This is a genomic window from Hamadaea tsunoensis DSM 44101 (assembly GCF_000428945.1).
GTDB classification, from domain to species: Bacteria; Actinomycetota; Actinomycetes; order Mycobacteriales; family Micromonosporaceae; genus Hamadaea; species Hamadaea tsunoensis.
The window spans coordinates 343,406-359,058 of the sequence record NZ_AUAX01000006.1; the positions used below are offsets into that span (position 1 = coordinate 343,406).

Genomic DNA, 15,653 nt, shown 5'->3' on the forward strand with positions numbered 1-15,653 from the left:
CTCAGAGGGCCAGGAGCAGCCGCATGGCCTCGGCGATCCGGGCGAGGCTCGCGCCGGTGAGCATCCCCACCGGCCCGGAGAGGCGGTCGGGATTGATCGTGCCGAGGGTGGTCAGGTCCACCGCCCCGCCGACCGGGTCGGGATCGGCCAGCGGCACCATGGTCGGCACCAGCGGGGTCGCCCGCCGGGTCAGGTATGCGCACACCGGCCACGACACCGAATTGTGGACGTCGTTGGAGAGCACGACGATGCGTACGGAGGGGCCGGCGGAAGGGCTGTAGTCCCAGACGACGCCGCGGTTCACTCGGACTCGGTCCTGAACCGGAGCAGCCGCTGGGCCTCCGTGTCGGCGATGAACCGGGTCCGTGCCGTGTCGCGGCGGACGGCGGGCTCGCGCATGCCGTCGCGCGTCGCCTTGTCGTAGATGGCCGCGAGCCACGCCCCGGGGTCCAGACCGTCATGGTCCGCGCGGCGGTGGAGGATTTCCAGCGCGTACTCGGGCAGTGTGGTCGCGAAATTCACCTGCGCCATGCCTGCCATCATCGCAAGATCTGCGGTTGCGGCGCCATGCCGCACCGCCCGGCGGGCGCGGCGTCAGATGGCGGCGCGGTGGTTGAGCGTGGCGACGGTGGAGCCGGTCAGCGTGAGCAGGCAGTCGTGCAGCCGGCCGTCGGAGTGGGCCGCGCCGATCAGGGCGTGGGCCGTCTGCTCGTCCTCGTTGAGGTACGCGCTGATGAACCGGGCGACCCAGCGGGCGTCGTAGCGAGCCTGGTCGATGCCGGGGAAGTCGAGGGACCAGGGGCCGGACGGCTGGGCGTCGCCGGCGATGGTGCCGGCGAGACACCAGGCGACGCCGAGGGCACCGGGGACGCCGGTGGCCCCCACGACGCTGTCGACGGTCTCGGCGACCGCCGCCCGGTCGCCGGCGATGGCCTGATCGAGCAGCAACGCCGCGTCTTCGAAGACGCGATGGGGATCCCCGGTCACATCGGTGAGCCTACGCCGGGCTGTCAACGCAACCCGGACAGGCGCATCCTTCCCGGCCACTTCCCGACAGATCGCGCGCACGCTAAGGTGCCGAACTAGATGATCGTTGGAGGTGTCATCCCCTCATGCGCCCGTGGCCCATCGCCCGTTCGCACCGCGGGCCCATCGCCCGTTCGGTTGTGTCGGGCACGCTCGTTCTCGGTCTCCTCGCCGCCGGGCTTGCCGGCTGCGGCGGCGAACCGGCCGCGTCCGACGACAGCCGGCAGCAGCTGCGCCTCTACGGCGCCGACGGCAACATGAAGAACGCCATCGGCGAGCCGGTCGGCAAGGCCCAGCCCGGCCTGATCTCGGGCATGAAGGGCACCACCCCGCTGACGCCGCTCACCGACGACTTCAAGGCGCGGCTGCGCGGCATCGACCCGGCCCTCAAGGACTACCCGTATGCGGGCGAGTCGTACGACGCGATCGTGATCATGGCGCTGGCGACCCAGCTGGCCCGCACGACCCGGCCCGAGATCGTCAAGCAGTACGTCGACGGCGTGACGACCGGCGGCAAGGTCTGCGCCGACGTGGCGGCCTGCCTGACCCTCGCCCGGGCGGGGCAGGATCTCCAGTACCAGGGGATCACGGTCAAGACCGGGTTCAAGGACAGCGGCGAGCCGTCGACGACCTCGTACGGCACCCTGCACTTCTCGGCGGATAGCAAGATCAATTCTCAGCTGACCGAGTTCGTCGGCGCGGGATCGGCCGACGCCGCCACGCACAGCGAGGGACCGGCCCCGGTGGCGGTCTCCGTCCCGGTCACCGGCGCCCCGCTGGTCATCGGCGGCCTGACCGCCATCACGGGTACCAACTCGGGCTCCAATCCGCCCAAGCGGGCCGGGGCGAAGCTGGCCCTGGCCGAGCTCAACGCGGCGGGCGGCGTACTGGGCAAGCCGATCAAGTTCCTCGACGGCGACGACGGCACCGACCCGGTCAAGGCGAAGGCCACCCTGGCGGCCGAGAAGGGCCAGGGCGCCACGATGTTCTTCGGGCCGAGCGGCTCGGGCGTCGCCAAGGAGCTCATCCCGGTCGCCGCCGCGGAGCATGTCATCCTGTTCGCGCCGTCGGCCACCTCGGCGGCGCTCAGCTCGATCAACGACGACGGCTACTTCTTCCGGGCCGCGCCGTCCGACGAGCTCCAGGCGCGCGCCCTCGCCGACGTGATCATGCGGGACGGCCTGCGCAAACTGAGCATCCTGTACCGCAAGGACACCTACGGCGAGGGTCTCGCCCAGGGGGTCAAGGACGAGCTGATGAAGGCCGGCCTCCAGGACGCCGGGGTGCAGCTGGAGGCCTACGACGTCCCGAAGGACGCGGCCTCCCTGCAGATCCCGGACCAGGTGCACCGGATCCACGAGTTCGCGCCGGAAGGCGTACTGGTGGTGGGGCTGACGGAGTCCGCCTACGCGATCCTGGACCTAGCTGCGGGCGGGGTCGATCCGCGGGTCTCCCCCGCGTAGCCCCGCCGTCAGCGCCGCGAAGGCCGCCCGCCGCAGGTCGCCCAGGTCGTCCTGGCCGTCACTGGCCAGCCACGCCACCAGCGCCGTGTCCCAGGCCCCGCTCGTGGCCGCCGCGACCAGCTGCGGATACAGGTCGGTCACCACCATTCCCGGCGTACGCGCGGCCGCGAACTCGGCGACCACACCGGCCAGATCCCTGTTCAGCAGCAGGTACGTGCCGAGCAGGCCGGGCTGCGTCCGCAGGAGCCGCAGGCGTTCCAGGATCTGCCGGCGGTCCTCGGGATCGGCCAGGTCGAGCCCTTCCAGCACGGTGTCGATCGAGTCGAGGACCGGTTCGCCCTCGGGCCGCCCCCACAGCGCCGTACGCAGCGCGGCGATCCGGCCCTGGGCCACGTCGCCGAGCAGGATGTGCTGTTTCGACGCGAAGTACCGGAAGAAGGTGCGCTCGGCGACCCCGGCGGCCTCGGCGATCTCCTCGACGGTGGTCCCCTCGTAGCCGCGCTCGGCGAACAGGCGCAGGGCGGCCTCCTCCAGCGCCTGGCGGGTCGCCAGCTTCTTGCGGATGCGCCGGTTGCCACCCCAGTCCGCGGAGGTCATCGGTGCATCGTGTCACGATCGGCGGTAGTAGCGGTGCCGCGGGCGTACCGGTGGAGTTTCCGGCGATATTGGCATAGGTCGGTGACTGTCGATAAGTCGGGCAACGCCCGCGTCCGGCCGATAGCGTCATTCCATGGCGACCCATGGGGTGCGGCTGCTGCGTAATGCGCTCAGCAGCGCGGCCGTGTTGGCGGTGATCCTTTTCGTCGCCTTCGGACTGCCCGCCATCAACCGGGCGGTTCCGGCTTCCAAGGACATCGTGGGCGGTCGCGCGTACACCGTGGGTGGCGGGGTCAGTGTCGTGCCGCCGCTCCGAGCGGAGATCGATCCCAGCAAGACCCGGCCCGCCGCCGACCGGGGGACGGTGCTGTTCCTGCTCGGCGCGGTGCGCTACGTGATCGTGGTCGCGCCCTTCTCCGGCGGGCTCGGCGACGCCGCCGCCCGCCTCCGCGAGAAGATCACCGCTACCCGCGGCTACCAGGTGACCGGTGACGAGGCCGCGGTACGCACGTCGACGGGCCTGCCCGGCCTGGCCGGCTGCTACAGCGCGCCCGGCCGGCTGGGGCGGTACGCCGTCTTCGTCAGCGGCGGCAGCTCGATCGAGGTCACCATCAGCGGGACCGAGGATCAGCTGGCCGGCCAGATGGCCGGGATCGAGGCCAGCGTCTCCTCGATCCAGCGGAAGTAGGGCCCATGACAGCGGAGTCCGTTCGCCCGACCCCACGGTCGGCGCGGGCCGTGCAATCCCTGCGCATGCCGGCGTTCTGGCTGCTCACCGGTCTGCTTCTGGTCTGCGGTGCCCGGTTGTTCACGATGCTTTCCACCGCGTACGCGAAGTACCCGGTCGCGACCGTCGCGGCGGTTGTCCTGTTCGGCCTGTACGCGGTGCCGTTCTGGCTGTTCATCGCCTCGATGGATTTCGTCGAGCGAGAGCCGCCCCTGCTGCTGGCGACGGCGTTCGCCTGGGGCGCCGCGGTCGCGACGACGGTCGCCATTCCGGGCAACCAGGCGATCCATGATCTGCTGGCGAAGCTGGTCTCACCGGAGTTCGCGGCCGCCTGGGGATCGGCGATCGCCGGGCCGACGATCGAGGAGCTGCTCAAGGGCCTCGGTGTGATCGTCATCGTGCTCATCGCCCGGGCGCAGATCAACAGCGTGCTCGACGGCATGGTCTACGGCGCGCTGGTCGGCTTGGGTTTCCAGGTCGTCGAGGACATCGTGTACGCGGTCAACGCGGTCGCCGTGGCCGGCCAGGGCGACGAGGTCGGCCCGGTCGTGTCGACGGTGTTCCTGCGCGGCTTCATCGCCGGCCTGTGGAGCCACACCATCTTCTCGGCGCTGGTCGGCGGCGGCATCGCGTACTTCCTGGTGCACCGGGAACGGTCGACGGTCAACCGGCTGGGCGGTGCCCTGCTCGGCTTCGCCGGGGCCTGGCTGCTGCACTTCCTCTGGAACTCGCCGCTGCTGGCCGACGGCATCGGGGGCGGCGCGGGCGGCGTACTCCTCGGATTGCTCATCAAGGGCCTGCCCGCGCTGGTGCTGGTGCTGAGCCTGGCGTGGCTGGCCCGCAAGCGCGAGGCGACCTTCTACCTGGCGCAGCTCGGAGCGGTGCACGACCCGCAGGTGGCGACGGCGGAGGAGGTCGCGACCCTGGCGGACGGCCGGCTGCGCCACCGGGCGCGGGAGCACGCCAAGAAGCTCGTGGGGTCGAAGGGCGCCCGCGCGGTCCGGGCCCTGCAACGCGCCCAGTGCCGGTACGCCGTCGAGCTCAGCCGCGTACGCGACGCGGTGGGCCTGGCCGGAACCGGCCGCGATCCCGTCCTCGACCACCAGCGGGAGGCGGTTCTGACGGCGCGGGGCCGGCTGGCGGCGCTGGGCATCCAGGAGGCTCTGCCCGGTGCCCATCGCAAGCGGCGCTGGCTGTGGTGGCTGGCGCTGCTGCTGTTCGCGTCCCTGCTGCTGTTCTCGGCGGCCCGCGCGCTCGGCGGAAGCTAGCCGGGCATGGCGACGGCAGCCGAGGAGGGCGGCGCGATGGGCCCGAGGAAGGCGGTTCCGGTACGAGAAACCAGAACCGCCTGCCTATGGACCACACCCGTCCGGGCGAATCAGTCCGGTCGCCCGTCCTGATCGAGATCGACGAGCCGGACGTTGACCTCGCCGTCCCCGTCCGGATCGAGCTCGACCAGGTCGGAGACGCCGTCGCCATCGGTGTCCTTCACCCACACGTCGGGCTGGCCGTCGTGGTCGGTGTCGAAAGTGGCGAGCGTCGTCTCCTCGTCGCCGCGAGTCGCCTTGCCACCCGTCTCCGTGTCACTCATGGAGCACGAGGGTAGGCGTCTTCGCGAGCGGTCGCCAGCGGCACCCGGTAATGCGTGAACGCAGGAGATCCTGGTCCGCGCCGACAGCGGCGAGCAGCCGAGAGCTGCTCGCCGAGCGTGCGAAAGTGATCTTCTGCGCGTCAGGGACGACGTACGGCCCAGTTGGGGTCCGGGTCCGGGTCCTCGTCCTGGTCCTCCGGGTCGTCGACGTCGTACTCGTCGTACTCGTCGATGTCCTCGTCGGACTTGATGGCGGCGCCGCCGAGTTCTCGCTGCAGTGCCGCGAGGTCGGTGTTCGGGGAGTGGTACTTCAACTCCCTCGCCACCTTAGTCTGCTTGGCCTTAGCACGGCCGCGTCCCATGGACCGACCCCCTCGCACATGAATGTCGGGGCAGCCCGAAGGCGGGCCCCGATGACGTCAGGCATCTCTCGTGGCTCATACGGTACACAGGTGTTGGCGTCTTCGGCACCTCGGGCTCCACTCCATGTTGCGAGTGGCGCCGAAGAACTGTCCGAATTGCGACGGTAACGGGTCCTGTGCGGAACCGGTCGTGACCCACACGCCCGGTTCCGATGAACCGTTCAGACGAGCCGTTCGCGACCCGGGGTCAGACCCGGATCGTGCGCAGCCGCCCGACATCCGCCATCCGCCGCTCGGCGAGACGGTCCGCGGCGGTGGCCGGCGAAACCCCCTCGACGTCGGCGAGCTGGAGGATCTCCCGTGTCGTGTCATAGATCTTGGTCGCCCGCAGCTTGGCGCGGTCGAAGTTGAAGCCCTCGATCTCGTCGGCGACCTGGATCACGCCACCGGCGTTGACGACGTAATCGGGAGCGTAGAGGATTCCGCGCTCGGCGAGCAGCTTCTCCACGCCGGGATGTGCCAACTGGTTGTTGGCCGCGCCCGCGACGATCCGCGCCCGCAGAACCGGTACGGAGTCGTCGTTCAGGGCCCCGCCCAGCGCGCACGGCGCGTACACGTCGATGTCGCTGGCGATGAGCCCGAGGGTGTCGTCGACGAGCGTGATCTCCGGGTAGGTGGCGCGGGCCCAGGAGCGGGCCGCCTCGCTCGGGTCGGTCGCGACGATCGCCGCGCCGTCCTCGATCAGGTGACCGGCGAGGTACTTGCCGACCTTGCCCAGGCCGGCGATGCCGACCGTGCGGCCCTTGAGCGAGGGCGTGCCCCAGCGGTGCTCCGCCGCGGCGCGCATGCCCTGGAAGACGCCCCAGGCGGTGAGGATCGAGGAGTCGCCGGCGCCGCCGTTCTCGACGCTGCGGCCGGTCACGAACCGCGTCTCGCGGGCCACCACGTCCATGTCCTGCACATAGGTGCCGACGTCGCAGGCGGTCCAGTAGCGGCCGTTGAGGGACTGGATGAACCGGCCGTAGGCCCGCAGCAGCGCCTCGGACTTGTCCCGGACCGGGTCACCCCAGATGACGGCCTTGCCGCCGCCGAGGTCGAGCCCGGCGAGGGCGTTCTTGTACGCCATCCCCCGCGACAGTTCGAGCACGTCGTGCAGGGCCTCCTCCTCGGAGGCGTACGGGTAGAAGCGGGTGCCACCGAGCGCGGGGCCGAGCGCGGTCGAGTAGACGCCGATGATCGCTTTGAGGCCGCTCGCCCGATCCGAGCAGAAGACGACCTGTTCGTGGCCGGTGTCGGCGCTGAAGACGCCCATGGGAACTCCTCGTTGAGTCTGTGAGCCTTCGTGAGGCCTGGCGGTGGAGGCAGGCCGCTGTGGGTGGTGCGGATCCTCCCGCCTGAGCCTACCGAGAACCAGGCCTGCTCTTGTACATGCGCCGGGCCCCCGATGCGTGGGAGGATCGCGACGTGCCGTCACAGTTCGCCGCGTATCTGCGCGTCTATGAGCCGCTGGCCGCGTTCGATCGGGAACGCCAGCGTTACTGGCGCCGGTATCTGGACGAGGGTCGGGCGATCGGGTCGGCCGAAGGACCCGGCCGGCAGCGCGTGACGGTCCTCGAGGCCCTCGGCGCGGGCTGGTCCCGGCTGCCGGACCTGCCCGAGGAGGCGTACGTCCTGACGACCGAGAACGGCGCTCTCGTGTGCCCCTGGAACCTGCGCGTACGCGTCGCCGAGGCGGCCCTGACGGCCCGGGACGGCGTACCGGCGGTGCTCGCAGACGCCTTCGTGCCGCCCGCGCTGGCCGGGATCGCCCGCTCGGTCCTGTCGGACTTCCGGGGCGGCGCCCAGGTCCTCGACCACGGCCTGCCGCGGGTGCACGAACACGTCGCGACGTGGGGCGTACCGCTGCGCTGGTTCCTGTTCATCGACTTCGCCGAGCGCGAGGTGTCCGTCGGCCCGGGGCGGCGCCTGCTGCGCTACCGGACGCAGATCGGCCAGGCTCGCCGGCGGGCGCATCAGGGGCTGGGCATCCTGCGCCGGACGATGGGGCAGGTGGCGATCACCGATTCCGTCGCGGAGGGTACGCGCTGGCTCGAGGAGTTCCACCCCGGCTCGGTGGTCGAGTTGGACTACGGCGGGCTTGTCCATCTGTTTAGCGACGAAGACCTGCTTGCCGACGATTCGCCCCGACTTGTAGCGGACGGTCTTACCGCACTTGCGGACGGTGACGGCGAACTCGCTACCGAGCGGTACGAGAAGCTCGTCGACCGCTGGCGTGCCATTCAGCTGATGGAACGTTGCAACTGACCATCGGCCGAGCGGGCTCCGGAATCGAACTGAATTATCTAGATCAAGGAAGCCTGAAAGAGCCCACAATTGGGGCGCAATCCGTCATCCTTGCCGGGTATTTTGTCCGGCTTTTTGCGCTTATATCATTGATTCCTCATCCGTCCATCTACGGACCTTCACCCGTTCGGCCCATGTCGGACATCGTGGACGAGCCGGACTATGGGAGTCGCGTTGGCCGGCGGGACCCCGGCCTTCGTTTGTAGGTACTTGTGGAGGAGTGACCCATGGCGTCGCGTACGCACGAACCCGAGCCGCTGCTGACCCCCGCCGAAGTGGCGTCGATGTTCCGTGTCGACCCCAAGACGGTGACCCGGTGGGCGAAGGCCGGCAAGCTCAGCGCCATCCGCACTCTGGGTGGCCACCGCCGTTACCGCGAGTCGGAGGTGCGCGCGCTTCTGCAGGGTCAGATCCCGCAGCAGCGCCAAGGCGACTGAGCCTGGCTCAGTTCGGCGCTCCACCCCGGAGGCAGACAGTGATGGAGGGAGCCGGTCCACCAAGGGACCTGCTCCCTCCACTGTGTACGGAACTGATAGGGAAGCCTGCCGCTCGCTGACGCGGCTTCGGGACGGCTCTTACTTCTGGGGCCGCGGCTCTTACTTCTGGGGCCGGTTGGAGAACTGGTAGAAGGTCGGGAACGCGTCCTCGAACGGCCTCGGCCCGGCGACCGGCCCGCCCGGCGTGGCGGCCCGCGTACGCCACGTCTGCTCGGCCTCGCCGACCAGTTCGGCTACGCCCTCGGCGCGTACGCGGTCGGCGAGATCACCGGCCGTCGCCGCGGTGCTGCGGTGCGGCATGGTCCAACACTCCCTCCATCAAGTGGATCTTGCTGTTGCGGCAGTGTTCCGTGACCGTACCGTCAAACCGGCCGTGCTCGAAGTACCGGTTGGCCGCATGGGCACCACCGCAGAAGCCGAAGTACGGGCACACCGCCCGGCATGCCTCCACGCCGCGCAGGTACTCGCCGATCCAGGCCGCCTCGCCGGCCCGCCGCACGATCTCGTCGAGCGGCTGGTGCAGCACGTTGCCGGTCGCGAAGTCGCCGTAGTGCGGGCTCGAGAACCCGGCCAGCTCCGGCGAGAGCAGCGTCACCGCGCCGTCGTGGGCGATCGTGGGGATCGGGTCCATCTGGCGGGGCAGGATCGCGTCCGCGTCACCGTGCAGGAGCGCGCCGGCGTACCGGATGGCGAACTCCACGTCGCGCAGCTCGATCGCCCGGTCGGTCCGCCACTGCGCCGTCAGCTCCGCCCAGAAGCCGCGCACGGCGGCCTCCGCGTACGCGTTGCTGCGGTCGTTGACCCCCTCGTGCTCCTCGATGTTGATGCCGAGCGCGTAGCAGCCCAACTCGCGGAAGTAGGGGTACAGCTCACGCGCGAGCTCCGCGCTGGGGTCCGAGACCACGCACAGCGCGGCGAAGGGTATGTCGTGCCGCCGCAGGGCCTCCGCGCCCCGCACGATCCGGGAGTACGCCTCCCGGCCGGCCCGGTCGACGCGCAGCGCGGTCCTGGCCTCGGGGCCGTCGACACTCAGTCCGATATGGACGTCGTGTTCGCGGAAGAAGTCGCACCACGCGTCGTCGATCAGCGTGGCGTTGGTCTGGATGTGGTGCTCGACCCCGTTGAACGGCGCCATCAGCGCGGCCAGGTGTTCGCGCCCGGCGGCCAGCGGCTCCCCGCCGTGCCAGACGACGGAGAACCGGTCGCGCTCGGCCGCCCACGCGTTCACGGTCGCGGCGGTGGCGGCCGCGACCTCGACAGGCATACGCCGATCGAACTTGCGCGCCGGCAGGTAGCAGTACGCACAGTCCAGATTGCACAGTGTGGTCGGCTGCAGGATGACATACGACGGTACGGCCGAGATGCCACGCATACCGGTGTATTGGGCTACCCCGGCCGGGACGTCGGTGTCGGTTGCGTCGACCATGCACTCATTGGAGCACCGTGAGGCGAGGACGGCGAGGACATCTCGCCGTCATCCTCAGCCGCGCGTGTAGGCCCCGAGCATGCGTACGTCGCCCTGGCCCTCGACGACCTCGCCGACCGCCCAGGACTCGACGCCACGCGCCGTGAGCAGGGCGAGCGACCGGTCCGCATCCTGCGCGGCGACCACGGCGAACATCCCGACGCCCATGTTGAAGGTGGCTTCCATCTCCGGCTCGTCGATGCGGCCCTTGCGCTGCACCAGGTCGAAGATGGGCTGCGGGCGCCAGGTGGAACGGTCCACAATGGCATCCATCGTGTCAGGCAGGACGCGGTTGAGGTTGCCGGGGATGCCGCCGCCGGTCACGTGGGCCAGCGCGTGCACCTCGCACTCGGCGATCAGCGTCAGGCAGTCCCGCGCGTAGATCTTCGTGGGGGTGAGCAGCTCCTCGCCCAGCGTGTGGTTGACGCCGAGGTCCTCGACGACCGTGCCGAGCCGCAGCCGGCCCTGGCCCATCAGGACGTGGCGGACCAGCGAGTAGCCGTTGGAGTGCAGCCCGGACGAGCGCATGGCGATGACGACGTCGCCCAGCTGTACGCGTTCGCGGCTGAGGATCTCGTCCTCCTCCACGACGCCGACGCCGTTGGCGGACAGGTCGTACTCGTGCGGCTTCATGACGCCGGGGTGCTCCGCGGTCTCGCCGCCGAGCAGGGCGCAGCCGGCCGTGCGGCAGCCGTCGGCGATACCGGCGCCGATCTCGGCGACCCGGTCCGGAACGACCTCGCCGCAGGCGATGTAGTCCAGCAGGAACAGCGGCTCGGCACCGCAGGCGACCAGGTCGTCGACGACCATCGCCACCAGGTCGATGCCGACCGTGTCGTGGATGTCCATCTGTTGCGCGATGACGAGCTTGGTGCCGACGCCGTCGGTGGACGACGCGAGTACCGGCTTCTTGTACTTCGTGACGTCGAGCCGGAACAGGCCCGAGAAGCCGCCCAGTCCGCCGATGACCTCCGGCCGGTGGGTCCGCTGAACCTTGTCCTTCAGCAGCTCGACGGCCTGATCGCCGGCGTGGATCGATACGCCCGCATCGGCGTACGTCGCGGTGCGCTTGCGGCCGTTTCCGGCCTCGTCCGCCTTGGCCGTCCAGAGTTGACGGTCGCCCGCGCCTTCGGTGGCAGGGCGCTCGGCTACGTGCGTCACGGTGCTACTCCCCTTTGTTGATCAACGCGGCTGTCCGCATGCAGACGCGTGTTCAGGCTCCGGCGCGTTCCAGGGCCGCCGGGCCCTCAGCCGGGACGTCCCCACCGTCCCGGTGCTCGCGCGCGTCGACCCGCCGGCCGACGGACTCGAGCACGTGCTTGCCGATCAGATCGCCGGCCGGAAGGTCGATCGGGTACTGGCCGTCGAAACAGGCGCGGCACAGCCGGGTCGCCGGCTGCTCCGTCGCGGCGATGAGACCGTTCAGCGACACGTATCCGAGGGAGTCCGCTCCGATGGCGCGGCGGATGCCCTCGTTGTCCAGGCCGTTGGCGAGCAGCTCGGCCCGGTCTGCGAAGTCGATGCCGTAGAAGCACGGCCACTTCACGGGTGGGGAGGAGATGCGCACGTGCACCTCGAGCGCACCGGCCTCGCGCAGCATGCGGACGATGGCCCGCTGGGTGTTGCCGCGCACGATGGAGTCGTCGACGACGATGATCCGCTTGCCCCGGATCACGTCGCGCAGGGGATTCAGCTTGAGCCGGATGCCCAGCTGGCGGATGGTCTGCGAGGGCTGGATGAAGGTACGCCCCACGTACGCGTTCTTCACCAGGCCCATGCCGTAGGGGATGCCGGACTGCTCGGCGAAGCCGATGGCGGCCGGCGTACCGGATTCGGGGCTGGGGATGACCAGGTCGGCCTCGACCGGATGCTCCTTGGCCAGCTGCCGCCCGATCTCGGTACGCGCCGCGTAGACGTTGCGGCCGGAGATCGTGGCGTCGGGCCGGGCCAGGTAGACGTACTCGAACAGGCAGCCCTTGGGTTCGGGGCTGGCGAACCGCGACGACCGCAGGCCGTTCTCGTCGATGGCGAGCAGCTCGCCGGGCTCGACCTCGCGGACGACGCTGGCGCCGACGATGTCCAGGGCGGCGGCCTCGCTCGCGACGACCCAGCCCCGCTCGAGCCGGCCGAGCACCAGCGGCCGTACGCCGTGCGGATCGCGGGCCGCGTAGAGCGTGTTCTCGTCCATGAACACGAAGCTGAAGGCGCCCTTGACGGTCGGCAGCACCTGCAGGGCGGCCGCCTCGACGGTGAGGTCGGGCGTGGCCGCGAGCAGCGTCGTCACCAGGGCGGTGTCACTGGTCGCGCCGTCGACGTCCAGACCGAGCGCCCGGATGCGGTCGGCGAGGTCGGCCGAGTTGACCAGGTTTCCGTTGTGAGCCAGGGCGACCGTGGTGCCCAGGCTTGTCGCTTTGATGGTCGGCTGGGCGTTTTCCCACGTCGAACCGCCGGTGGTGGAGTACCGGGCGTGGCCGATGGCGATGTGCCCGCGCAGGCTCGCGAGCGTCGGCTCGTCGAACACCTGGGCCACCAGGCCGAGATCCTTGTAGACCACGACGCCGGTGCCGTCGCTGACCGCGATGCCGGCCGCCTCCTGGCCCCTGTGCTGCAGGGCGTAGAGGCCGAAGTAGGTGAGCTTCGCCACTTCCTCGCCGGGAGCCCAGACTCCGAAGACGCCACACGCGTCTTGGGGGCCGGGCCGGTAGGGGTCGAGTTCGTGGCTCAACCGGCCGTCGCCTCGGGGCACCCTGCTGCTCCTCACCTGCGGTTGCTTGCGTTCTCGCTCAAGAAGGAGGACTGCTTCCGCCTCGCGGTGACAGTGTACGCGAAACCAAGCCGCTAACGGATAGCCACCTTGTGGGCGCTTTCCGTTATATCGCGACGTCAATCGCGACCTAGTGATTGTCGCAGAAGACAAAGATCGGGAAAAGCCCCAAGAAGTTACACAATCGGCAGGAAGGTTGATAAGTCCGCCCGGATGCCGGACGCTCTGATCCGGCCGTCCGCCACCGCCTCCGCCCAGGGCAACCGTCCGGATGCGACCCGCAGCAATGTGATGCCGTCCAGCTCGACCACATTGGGCGGTGTACCGCGGGTGTGGCGGGGGCCGTCGATACATTGAACAGCGCCGAACGGAGGGCAGCGCACCTCCACCGAACGGCCGGGATAGCGAGCCGCCAGGGTGGCAAGGATTGACCGGACGGCGTCCCTTATGGTGGCCCGCTCGGGTTGCCGCCCGTCATCGATGTCTGCCAAGGCCGTGAGCAGTGCCTGGGATTTATCACTCGGTCCGGACATGACTGGACGATACGTCTCGCGTACGACACGATTGGCCCGCCCCCTGGGTCGCGGAACGCACTGACAACAAGGCATAGTTGCGAGCGGTGCATTCACAAAGGCGACGGCCGTGTGGGTGAGTCAGGCGAAAGGGCGGATGGAAACGTGACAGCACACCGACGACGAGCCTTTCTGCTGCGTGCGGGTGTGATCGCAAGCCTCGCGCTCGGTGCGGTGGTTGCAGTCGGCGCCCCAGCACTCGCAGCAGGCCTAGATGTTTCAGCCTCCGGCTTCTCCGCCCAGCAAGGCGCTCAGCCCAAGTCCGTCACGGTCACCGTGAAGAACACGAGCGGTGCGGACATCTCCGGTGCGCAGGTCACCCTGAGCTCGTTCCCTGCCGGTATCTCATGCACCGAGGGCTGCGGTAACACTTTCCCCATCGCCGCCGGTGCCACGGCAACGCCGAGCATCAAGATCACTGTGGCCTCCAATGCGCCTGTCGGTCAGTCAACGGGCAACGTGACGGTCAGTGACGGCAGCAATTCCGGTACCGCCAGCCTGACCATCACCGTCACCGCCCCTCAGCCGACGACGATCGGGACGATCGCCGGAACGGTCAAGGACTCCGCGACCGGCACGAAGATGTCGGGGGTGCTGGTAGCCCTCGTCGACGGCGCTCAGCCCAAGCATCAGTACAGCGCGACGACCGACTCCGGTGGCAAGTTCTCCTTCACGAGCACCAACGACAAGCCGATCGTTGCAGGGACCATATACATCGGCATCGAGCAGAAGGACGGCTACAACAAGCCGGGCACCAAGAGCATCACCCTCGCCGCCGGCCAGTCGAAGACCGACGTGAGCTTCGCGCTCGTACCGATCTCGGCTTCCGCTTCGGCCGCACCGACGACCGAGCCGAGCACGGCGGAGAGCGTCGACCCCAACGCCGCGGCCGCGACCGACGAGCCGTCCGCGGGTGCCACCGACACGGCCGCCGCGGGTGGCCAGGTCGACGACACCAGCGCGAACTCGTCCGACAGCAGCGGCGGCGGCCTGTCCTGGATGATGATCATCATCGGCGGCGTACTCGTGCTGCTGGGTATCGGTGCGATCGTGCTGATCCTGATGCGCCGCAAGGGCGACGACGATGAGGACGAGGACGAGGACGACGAGCCCGTCCGCCGCCCGGCACAGTCGCGTACGACCAGCGGTTACTACGGCGCGCGGCCGTCGGCGGATCCGACGATGGTCGCCCGGGTCCCGGACGCGCCCACCACCGTGCAGCGCGCCGCCGACTACGGCCGGCCGCCGCAGCAGGGCGGCTGGACCGGCTACGGCCAGGACGCCCAGCCCACGACCTACAACAACGCCGGCGGCGGCTACTCCCCCGCGGCCGGCGGTTACCAGCCCGCTTCGGGCACCGGCGGCGCCTACGGGTCGCCGGGCGGTGGCTCCTACGGCTCGCCGGTCGCCGGCTCCGGCTACGGTTCGCCGGCCGCCCCCACGTCCAGCGCGTACGGGCAGCCGGGCTACGGCCAGCAGGGTGCTCAGCCCGGCTACGGCCAGGGCGGCGGCTACGGTTCGCCGGCCGCGCCGACGTCGAGCGCGTACGGGCCGGGGCAGTCGTCCGGCTCGGGCTACGGCGGATACGAAGACCCCACGCAGCGCTACAACGGCCAGCAGCCGGGCGCCGGCCAGGCGGGCTACGGCCAGCAGCAGGGCGGTTACGCCGATCAGGCCGGCTACGGCGGCCAGGCCAACGGCTACGACCAGTACGGCCAGCAGAGCGCTCAGGGCGGTTACGGCGCCGCCGGTCAGAGTGGTTACGGCCAGAGCAACGGCTACGACCAGTACGGCCAGCAGGGCGCTCAGGCCGGCTACGGCGGCCAGGCCAACGGCGACGACCAGTACGGCCAGCAGAGCGCTCAGGGCGGTTACGGCGCCGCCGGTCAGAGTGGTTACGGCCAGAGCAACGGTTACGACCAGTACGGCCAGCAGGGCGCTCAGAGCGGCCAGGGCGGCTACGCCGACCAGGGAGGCTACGGCGCCCAGGGCCAGGCCAACGGCTACGAGCCGACCCAGCGCTACGAGCAGGGCTACGGCCAGCAGAACGGGCAGCAGGGCGGCGGCTACGACGATCAGTCGCGCCGCTCGGACCGCCGGCTCGACTGGCTCGACGACTGAGTACTTCCACACCATCGGGCCCGGGTCTTCCCGGGCCCGATGTTTTTTGCCCGGCTGGGCCGGCGCGATGACGCCGTAGGTTCCCCGACGGCCGCGCGACTCGCCCTATCCAGGAGATGCCCTCG

The 15,653-nt window shown here is 70.0% G+C and carries 18 protein-coding genes; 6 read left to right on the plus strand and 12 right to left on the minus strand.

What is annotated here, in order from left to right; translation table 11 throughout:
• Position 1: 1 nt before the first annotated feature.
• The 3 genes from G401_RS45595 to G401_RS0114015 form a co-directional block, all read right to left on the minus strand.
• Positions 2-304 carry a type II toxin-antitoxin system PemK/MazF family toxin gene (locus G401_RS45595; RefSeq protein WP_051366618.1) on the minus strand — a complete coding sequence of 101 codons (303 nt, stop codon included), beginning with the start codon at positions 302-304 and terminating at the stop codon, positions 2-4.
• The gene (locus G401_RS0114010) at positions 301-531 is read right to left on the minus strand and encodes a hypothetical protein (protein WP_027342994.1); all 231 of its coding nucleotides are present in this window, start codon (positions 529-531) and stop codon (positions 301-303) included. Before G401_RS0114010 ends, G401_RS45595 begins: the two co-directional genes overlap by 4 nt.
• Before the next feature lie 63 nt (positions 532-594).
• Positions 595-987 carry a hypothetical protein gene (locus G401_RS0114015; RefSeq protein ID WP_027342995.1) on the minus strand — a complete coding sequence of 131 codons (393 nt, stop codon included), beginning with the start codon at positions 985-987 and terminating at the stop codon, positions 595-597.
• 125 nt (positions 988-1,112) lie between these two features.
• On the opposite strand from G401_RS0114015, the gene G401_RS0114020 reads away from it, so the two are divergent.
• A complete protein-coding gene (locus G401_RS0114020) occupies positions 1,113-2,489 on the plus strand; it encodes an ABC transporter substrate-binding protein (protein WP_051366619.1) in 1,377 nt (458 codons plus the stop codon).
• On the opposite strand, the gene G401_RS0114025 is transcribed toward G401_RS0114020, so the two are convergent.
• Complete coding sequence (locus G401_RS0114025) at positions 2,448-3,086, minus strand: TetR family transcriptional regulator (RefSeq protein WP_027342997.1); 639 nt, start codon at positions 3,084-3,086, stop codon at positions 2,448-2,450. The genes G401_RS0114020 and G401_RS0114025 overlap by 42 nt on opposite strands.
• Positions 3,087-3,219: 133 nt before the next feature.
• Between G401_RS0114025 and G401_RS0114030 the strand changes: the two genes are divergently transcribed.
• Both G401_RS0114030 and G401_RS45600 read left to right on the plus strand, forming a co-directional pair.
• Complete coding sequence (locus tag G401_RS0114030; protein WP_027342998.1) at positions 3,220-3,774, plus strand: hypothetical protein; 555 nt, start codon at positions 3,220-3,222, stop codon at positions 3,772-3,774.
• A gap of 5 nt (positions 3,775-3,779) precedes the next feature.
• Positions 3,780-5,081: a PrsW family intramembrane metalloprotease gene (locus tag G401_RS45600; protein ID WP_084557158.1), complete on the plus strand. Its 1,302-nt coding sequence runs from the start codon at positions 3,780-3,782 to the stop codon at positions 5,079-5,081.
• Between the two features lie 110 nt (positions 5,082-5,191).
• On the opposite strand, the gene G401_RS45605 is transcribed toward G401_RS45600, so the two are convergent.
• From G401_RS45605 to G401_RS0114050, 3 genes are all read right to left on the minus strand, one after another.
• Positions 5,192-5,404: a hypothetical protein gene (locus G401_RS45605; protein ID WP_034591672.1), complete on the minus strand. Its 213-nt coding sequence runs from the start codon at positions 5,402-5,404 to the stop codon at positions 5,192-5,194.
• A 140-nt stretch (positions 5,405-5,544) separates the two neighbouring features.
• Positions 5,545-5,766, minus strand: coding sequence for a DUF3073 domain-containing protein (locus G401_RS0114045; protein WP_027342999.1), 222 nt, complete (start codon positions 5,764-5,766; stop codon positions 5,545-5,547).
• A gap of 247 nt (positions 5,767-6,013) precedes the next feature.
• On the minus strand, positions 6,014-7,078 hold the full coding sequence (locus G401_RS0114050) for a Glu/Leu/Phe/Val family dehydrogenase (RefSeq protein ID WP_027343000.1): 1,065 nt from the start codon (positions 7,076-7,078) through the stop codon (positions 6,014-6,016).
• A 152-nt stretch (positions 7,079-7,230) separates the two neighbouring features.
• Here G401_RS0114050 and G401_RS0114055 point away from each other — a divergent pair, with 152 nt between their 5' ends.
• Positions 7,231-8,070: a hypothetical protein gene (locus G401_RS0114055; protein ID WP_027343001.1), complete on the plus strand. Its 840-nt coding sequence runs from the start codon at positions 7,231-7,233 to the stop codon at positions 8,068-8,070.
• Between the two features lie 266 nt (positions 8,071-8,336).
• Positions 8,337-8,546 carry a BldC family transcriptional regulator gene (locus tag G401_RS0114060; RefSeq protein ID WP_007073996.1) on the plus strand — a complete coding sequence of 70 codons (210 nt, stop codon included), beginning with the start codon at positions 8,337-8,339 and terminating at the stop codon, positions 8,544-8,546.
• A gap of 159 nt (positions 8,547-8,705) precedes the next feature.
• Here G401_RS0114060 and amcA read toward each other — a convergent pair whose 3' ends face one another.
• The 5 genes from amcA to G401_RS0114085 form a co-directional block, all read right to left on the minus strand.
• The gene (amcA, locus tag G401_RS0114065) at positions 8,706-8,906 is read right to left on the minus strand and encodes a multiple cyclophane-containing RiPP AmcA (RefSeq protein ID WP_027343002.1); all 201 of its coding nucleotides are present in this window, start codon (positions 8,904-8,906) and stop codon (positions 8,706-8,708) included.
• The gene (gene amcB, locus G401_RS0114070; RefSeq protein WP_027343003.1) at positions 8,872-9,978 is read right to left on the minus strand and encodes a cyclophane-forming radical SAM peptide maturase AmcB; all 1,107 of its coding nucleotides are present in this window, start codon (positions 9,976-9,978) and stop codon (positions 8,872-8,874) included. The genes amcA and amcB overlap by 35 nt, the downstream gene beginning before the upstream one ends.
• Positions 9,979-10,086: 108 nt before the next feature.
• Complete coding sequence (gene purM, locus G401_RS0114075) at positions 10,087-11,232, minus strand: phosphoribosylformylglycinamidine cyclo-ligase (RefSeq protein WP_027343004.1); 1,146 nt, start codon at positions 11,230-11,232, stop codon at positions 10,087-10,089.
• Between the two features lie 52 nt (positions 11,233-11,284).
• Positions 11,285-12,817, minus strand: a complete 1,533-nt coding sequence (gene purF, locus G401_RS45610; protein WP_084557159.1) for an amidophosphoribosyltransferase — start codon at positions 12,815-12,817, stop codon at positions 11,285-11,287.
• A gap of 194 nt (positions 12,818-13,011) precedes the next feature.
• Positions 13,012-13,368, minus strand: coding sequence for a sterol carrier family protein (locus G401_RS0114085; RefSeq protein WP_027343005.1), 357 nt, complete (start codon positions 13,366-13,368; stop codon positions 13,012-13,014).
• A 498-nt stretch (positions 13,369-13,866) separates the two neighbouring features.
• Here G401_RS0114085 and G401_RS0114095 point away from each other — a divergent pair, with 498 nt between their 5' ends.
• On the plus strand, positions 13,867-15,528 hold the full coding sequence (locus G401_RS0114095; protein ID WP_027343006.1) for a carboxypeptidase-like regulatory domain-containing protein: 1,662 nt from the start codon (positions 13,867-13,869) through the stop codon (positions 15,526-15,528).
• The last annotated feature ends 125 nt before the right edge of the window (positions 15,529-15,653 follow it).